Genomic DNA, 6663 nt, shown 5'->3' with positions numbered 1-6663 from the left:
GTCGAGGAGCAGGTCCTCACGGTGTACCTGGGCACGAACGGCCACTACGACTCGGTCCCGACCGAGGACATTCACGGCTTTAGCCCACCGGCATGTCACGGCGTCGCAACGCTGCCAGGCCACCGATGCCCGCCACCAGCGCGATCGCCACCAGCCACACCACCGGCGCCACCGAGAACGTCCCGCCCGGCAGCCGCGCCAGGTGCTGGAACGGCGAAATTCCCAGCACCACCTCGTTCCAGCGCAAGGCCGTTCCCACCAGTGACAGCAGCAGGAACGCGCCCAGCAGCCCCCACGCCGCCGCCGCGAACCGCGGGAAGAGGCCGATCAGCAAGGCCGCCAGTCCCGCCAGTACCCACACCGCCGGCAGCTGGGCCAGCGCCGCCGGAACCAGCGACGCGCCAACCGCCGCGCCGGTCGCGAGACCGGTCACGGCCAGCAAGAACGCCGACCCCAGCACCGCGAACGTCAGGTGCGCGAGCGCCCAGCCGATCCGGCCGACCGCCGTCGCCAGCAGCGGTTCCGCCCGGCCCGCCGTCTCTTCGGCACGCAGCTTCAGCGTCGCCTGCACCGCGTAACCCGCCGCGGCCAAGCCGAACAACGTCATCGTCCCGGCCAGGTAGGCGTCCGTCATCGCGCCGCCACCGCCGAGGCGCGAGAACACGTCCGCGACGGCCTGGTTGTCCCGCATCATCTCCGCGACGTTCTTCCCGACCCCGCCCATCAGCAGCCCGACCAGCGCCAGGCAGACGGTCCAGACCAGCAGCGTCCCCCGCTGCAGCCGCCACGCCAGCGCCAGCGGCGACCGCAGCGACGCCTTCGCCGTCGCCCGCCCCAGCCGGGCCGGGAGCAGCGCCGCCCCGAGGTCGCGCCGCGCGGACAAAACCACCCCCAACACCACGAGCAAGCCGGTGAAGACGACAGCCAACGCGAGCACCCACCACTGCTCCCCGGCGAACGGCCGCATCCGGTGCGCCCAGCCGATCGGCGACAGCCACGCGACCCAGCCCGCCGAAGTGCTGCTGTCGCCCGCCGCACGCAGCAGGAACGCCAGGACCAGCACGCCGATCCCGATGCCCCGCGCGCCGCCCGCACCCCACGTGAGCTGCGCGGCGACCGCGCCGACACCCGCGAACACCCAGCCTGCCAACGAAAACCCGAGACCCAGCGCCAGCGCACCGGGGAAGGAGACGCCCTGCGCGGAGAGGCCGAGCCCGACCAGCAGCCCGTACACCAGGCACGCCCCGCAGGTGGCGAGCACCGCCGCCGCCAACCCCGCGTGCCGCCCGACGACGGTCGCGCCGGTCAGCTCGCGGCGGCCCGCCTCCTCCTCGGTCCGGGTGTGCCGGACGACCGTGAGCAGCGCGATCAGCCCGACGACGACCGGGACGAACCCGCACTGCCACGCGAGGAGGTTGCCGACCGACGAGCCGTACAGCGGACCGTTGCGAACGACGAAGGTCGCGCTGGAAGCGTTGAGGTCGTAGAAGTGCTGCCGCGACGCCGCATCCGGGTAGGCCGCCTCGATCGACGACAGGTAGCCCATCGGCGCGACCGCCAGGCAGACGATCCACAGCGGCATCAGCAGCCGGTCGCGGCGCAGCACCAGCCGCAGCAGCGACCAGGTCCCGGTCATCGCGCCGCTCCGACCGGCTCGTCGTGGCGGTAGTGGCGCAGGAACAGTTCCTCGAGCGTCGGCGGCCGGCTCACCAGGCTCCGCAGCCCGGCTTCGGCGAGGTGCCGCATCAGGTCGTCCAGCGAAGACTGGTCGACGGACAGGTGGACGTGCGAGCCGTACGTGCTCAGGTCGTGCACCCCCGGCAGCGCCGCCAGGCCGTCCGGCACGCGCGCGAGCGAGGCGTCGATGGTGATCCGGCCCAGGTGCCGCAGCTCGTCCAGGGTGCCCGACTCGACGGTGCGCCCGGCCCGGATGATCGTGACGCGGTCGCAGAGCGCCTCGACCTCGGACAGGATGTGCGAGGACAGCAGCACGGTCCGGTCGCCGCGCTGCCGCTCTTCCTCGACGACCTGCCGGAACACTTCTTCCATCAGCGGGTCGAGCCCGGACGTCGGCTCGTCGAGCACCAGCAGCTCCACATCGGACGCGAGCGCGGCGACGAGGGCGACCTTCTGCCGGTTGCCCTTCGAGTACGTCCGGCCCTTCTTGCGCGGGTCGAGGTCGAAGCGCTCGACGAGTTCCGCGCGCCGCGTCTTGTCGAGCCCGCCGCGCAGCCGGCCGAGCAGGTCGATGACCTCGCCGCCGGTGAGGTTGGGCCAGAGCGTGACGTCGCCCGGCACGTACGCGAGCCGCCGGTGCAGCTCGGTGGCGTCGGTCCAGGGGTTCCCGCCGAGCAGGGTGACGCGGCCGCCGTCGGCCCGCATCAACCCCAGCAGGACGCGGATCGTGGTGGTCTTGCCGGCGCCGTTGGGCCCGAGGAACCCGTGCACCTCGCCGGTGTGGACGGTCAGGTCGAGCCCGTCGAGGGCTCGCGTCCGGCCGAACGCCTTGGTGAGGCCGTCGGCGGTGATCGCTTCGGCCATCGTCATTCCTTCCGTTCGTAGGCGGCCAGCGCTTCGCGGGCCTTTTCGAGGATTTCGGCGTCGCCGAGGGGGTTCAGGAACAGGTGCCCGGCGGCGAGCGACATGCGCAGCATCGCCTCGTTCGTGCCCGGCTCCTCGCCGAGCGCCCGCGCGACGTGGTCCTGCAGGATCATCAGCCCGCCGGTCATCGCGGCGAGCGCGGCGGCGACGCCCCGCGGGTCGGGCATGTCCATGCCCTGCTCGCGGAAGTAGCGTTCGGTGCCGTCGACGATCTCGACGAACTGCGCCGCGGCGGCTTCGGAGCCGTCGATCATCGCGCGGCCCATGTACCGGCGGAAGAGGAGCTGGCGGGTGTCGAACGTCGGGACGAAGGCCGGGTCCGCCTGCCCCTTCGCCAGCGCCTCCTCCTTGAACTTCAGCAGCTCGTCGAAGACGTAGGTGTCGCAGGCCTCGCGCAGGCCGTCCTTGGACCCGAAGTGGTGGCGGATCAGGCCACCCGAGACCCCGGCCTCCTTCGCGATGTCGAGGATCGACGTCTTCTCCATGCCGCGGTCGGTGAACAGCCGGATGGCGGCGTCGCGGATCCGGGCCCGCGCGGTCAGGTCTTCGAGGCTCATGGACGTCCTATACGTGCGTGTAGCTGGCTACACGAGAATATAGCCGCCTACACGTGCGCATAGCAAGGCCGCACTTTCACGTGAAAGTGCGGCTTCGCGTGACCGCCTAACCGCTCATCCCGTTAGGCCATTTGGCTCGCAACCAATTGCGGTCTATGGGCTAACTGTCTTATTGCTGCCGAAGATCCCACGAGGTGTACTTCACGGACGCATCACTTCACGAAGGGTCCACTCAGTGACTGACCACAGATCTCGCTGGAGACGGCGGGCCGGGATCACCGTCCTCGCCACCGCACTCGGCGCTTCCGTCCTCGGCGTCGCCGTTCCGGTGGCCTCCGCCCAGCAGGCCCCGCCGACCGCGGGCGCGGCCGACGGCAAGACCCTCGACGAGCACGACCGCGCCCTCGTCGCCGAAGCCGAGAAGGCCGGCAAGCCCGACGTCACACTGCTGATCGCGGCGGAGAAGGGCCAGACCGGCGCCGCCGTGAACGAGCTCAAGGCGCTCGGGGGTGTCGTCCAGTCCACCGACACCAAGCTCGACTACGTCAAGGTCAGCGTCCCGACGGACAAGGCCGAGAAGGCCGCGAAGCTCAAGTCGGTCAACGCCGTCGACGTCGACGGCCTCGTCTACCGCGACGACCCGAAGCCCGACGGCGCGCAGGACCCGGCGCCGCAGCCCGCGCCGGGCAAGAACACCCCGCGCGTGAACCCGTACCTTCCGACCGGCGACACCTACGCCGCGCAGTTCGGCCAGGTGCTGCCCAACTGGGACGGCAAGGACACCACCGTCGCGGTGCTCGACTCCGGCGTCGACCTCGACTCCCCCGCGCTGGCCACCACCAGCCACGGCGAACGCAAGATCGTCGACTGGTACAACGCCAACGCCACCAACTCCGGCGACGGCACCTGGGTCAAGCAGTCGACCCAGACCTACACCGGCACCTTCACCTCGAACGCCAAGACCTGGACCGCCCCGGCCACCGGCGGCCCGTACACCTTCGGCCTGTTCACCGAGACCGCCGGCGACCTGGGTGCCGCGGACAGCGAGACCGGCGGTGACGTCAACCGCGACGGCGACCGCGCCGACTCCTGGGGCGTGCTGCAGGACAGCGTGACCAAGGAGGTCCGCGTCGACCTCAACGGCAACGGCGACTTCACCGACGAGAAGCCGATGACCGACTACGCCAAGAAGTACGACGTCGGCTTCTTCGGCACCGACAACCCGGCGACCGACATCGCCGAGCGGATGGCCTTCGTGGTCCAGACCGACAAGCCGGGCTTCGTCGGCATCGGCATCGCCGGCGCCGAGCACGGCTCGCACGTCGCGGGCATCGCCACCGGCAACGACCTGTTCGGCGGCAAGATGGACGGCGCGGCCCCGGGCGCGAAGGTCCTGGCGGTCAAGGTCTGCCTCACCGGCAGCGCCTGCACGTCCAGCGGCCTGGTCGACGGCGTCGTCTACGCCGCCAGCCACGGCGCCGACGTCATCAACATCTCGATCGGCGGCCTGCCGGCGCTCAACGACGGCAACAACGCCCGCGCGGAGCTCTACAACCGCACGATCGCCGAGTACAACGTCCAGATCTTCATCTCGGCCGGCAACAGCGGCGCGGGCGCGAACACCGTCGGCGACCCGTCGGTGGCCACGGACGCGATCTCGGTCGGCTCCTACATCACCAAGGAAACCTGGCTCTCGAACTACGGCTCGAAGACCCAGAACGCCGAGTCGCTGCACCCGTTCTCCTCGCGCGGCCCGCGTGAGGACGGCGGCTTCAAGCCGGACATCATCGCGCCCGGCGCGGCGATCTCCACCACCCCGCGCTGGGAGGCGCCGGGCCCGGTGGCCGGCACGTACGCCCTGCCCGCGGGCTACGCGATGCTGCAGGGCACGTCGATGGCGGCGCCGCAGGCGACCGGCGCGGCGGCACTGCTGGTGAGCGCGTACAAGGCGACGCACCAGGGCCAGCGCCCGCCGGTCGCGCAGCTGCGCGCGGCCATCAAGTCGACCGCGCGGTTCGTGCCGGGCATCGGCGCGTACGCCCAGGGCGCGGGCCTGTTCAACGTCCCGGCCGCGTTCGTCGCGCTGTCGCTCAACCCGAAGCCGGACGCCGTCGCGACGTCCGTCGAGGTGCACACCGCGCTGTCGGGCCTGCTGGCCACGCCGAACACGGGCGTGGGCATCCACGACCGCGAGGGCGTGACCACGGGCAAGGCCTACACCCGCACGTACACGATCACCCGCACGACGGGCTCGGCGAAGCCGGTGCCGTACTTCGCGCGGTGGACCGGCAACGACGGGACGTTCTCCTCGGCGTCGACGGTGGTGCTGCCGCTGAACACGCCGGTGAAGTTCGACGTCAAGGTGAACCCGAAGAACGCGGGCGTCCACTCGGCGCTGCTGTACCTGGACAACCCGCTGACCATCGGCATCGACGTGCAGACCCTCAACACGGTCTTCGCGCCGCAGGAGTTCGCCGCCGCCAAGGGCTTCCAGGTCGACGTCTCCGGGAAGATCGCCCGCAACCAGGCGACCAGCTACTTCGTGCGGGTGCCGCAGGGCGCCAGCGCGCTGAAGGTGGACCTGGACGCGGGGGCCGGCGCCCCGGGCAAGGGTCAGGTGCGGTTCCTGCGCTACGACCCGACCGGTGTCCCGGCCGAGGCGAGCACCTCGACGACGTACTGCTACCTCCCCGACGCGGGCGCGGGCTGCCCCGGCGGCACGCCGACCAGCCGGACCATCGCCAACCCGCTGCCGGGCGTGTGGGAGATCGTCGTGGAAGCACGCCGGACGTCCGATGTGGACAACGCGGCGTACAAGCTGTCGGCTTCGGTGCTGGGCACGACCATCGCACCCAACCCGGACACGATCGCTTCGGCGACGCTGGGCCAGCCGATCGCGCGTTCGTACACCGTGACGAACACGCTCGGCGCGTTCACCGGCAAGCTGACCGGCGCCACGCTGGGCAGTGCGAAGATCTCGCGGCCGTCGATCGCCGAAGGCGCGCAGCAGCAGTACCAGATCGCGGTGACGCCGGGTTCGACGTCGCTGACGGCCACGATCGGCAAGACGTCCGACGTCGGCGCCGACCTGGACCTGGTGCTGTACAACTGCACGACCGGGTCGTGCGTGGTGGCGGGCCAGAGCGCGGACGGTGACTCGGAAGAGTCGGTGACCGTGGCCAACCCGGCCGCGGGCGTCTGGATCGCCCTGGTCGACGGGTACGCGGTGCCCGCGGGCACCACCGAGTTCGACTACCTCGACGTGTTCACCAACCCCGCCTTCGGTTCGGTCGCGGTGACCGACGCGAACGCGGCGCGCGCGTCGGGCAGCTCGTGGACGGTGCCGGCGACGGTGACGGCCGGCGCCGTTCCCGCGGCGGGCCGGGTCCTGCGCGGTCAGCTGACCGTGCAGACCGACACGGGTGTCACGGTCGGCTCCTCGCTGGTGCTGGTCAACTCCGTGAGCTAGTCCCGTTCAGCGGAAACCGCCCCGGGTCTCACCCGG

General features: G+C 71.3%; 4 protein-coding genes. 1 reads left to right on the top strand and 3 read right to left on the bottom strand.

Features of this window, described 5'->3' with window-relative positions:
* Positions 1-79: 79 nt before the first annotated feature.
* Genes AB0M83_RS43030 through AB0M83_RS43020 form a run of 3 tightly spaced genes read right to left on the bottom strand, consistent with a single transcriptional unit; the run spans position 80 to position 3158 of the window.
* Entirely contained in the window at positions 80-1636 is a 1557-nt protein-coding gene (locus AB0M83_RS43030) for an ABC transporter permease (RefSeq protein WP_364526745.1), read from the bottom strand.
* The gene (locus AB0M83_RS43025) at positions 1633-2541 is read right to left on the bottom strand and encodes an ABC transporter ATP-binding protein (RefSeq protein ID WP_364526743.1); all 909 of its coding nucleotides are present in this window, start codon (positions 2539-2541) and stop codon (positions 1633-1635) included. The genes AB0M83_RS43030 and AB0M83_RS43025 overlap by 4 nt, the downstream gene beginning before the upstream one ends.
* Positions 2542-2543: 2 nt before the next feature.
* The gene (locus tag AB0M83_RS43020) at positions 2544-3158 is read right to left on the bottom strand and encodes a TetR family transcriptional regulator (protein WP_364526741.1); all 615 of its coding nucleotides are present in this window, start codon (positions 3156-3158) and stop codon (positions 2544-2546) included.
* 235 nt (positions 3159-3393) lie between these two features.
* On the opposite strand from AB0M83_RS43020, the gene AB0M83_RS43015 reads away from it, so the two are divergent.
* Positions 3394-6627, top strand: a complete 3234-nt coding sequence (locus tag AB0M83_RS43015) for a S8 family serine peptidase (RefSeq protein WP_364526739.1) — start codon at positions 3394-3396, stop codon at positions 6625-6627.
* Positions 6628-6663 lie beyond the last annotated feature (36 nt).

Origin of the sequence: Amycolatopsis sp. NPDC051106 (assembly GCF_040682775.1) — a bacterium.
Taxonomy (GTDB): domain Bacteria; phylum Actinomycetota; class Actinomycetes; order Mycobacteriales; family Pseudonocardiaceae; genus Amycolatopsis.
The sequence above is the reverse complement of the archived record's forward strand: the minus strand, read 5'-3'. Positions and strand labels throughout refer to the sequence as shown.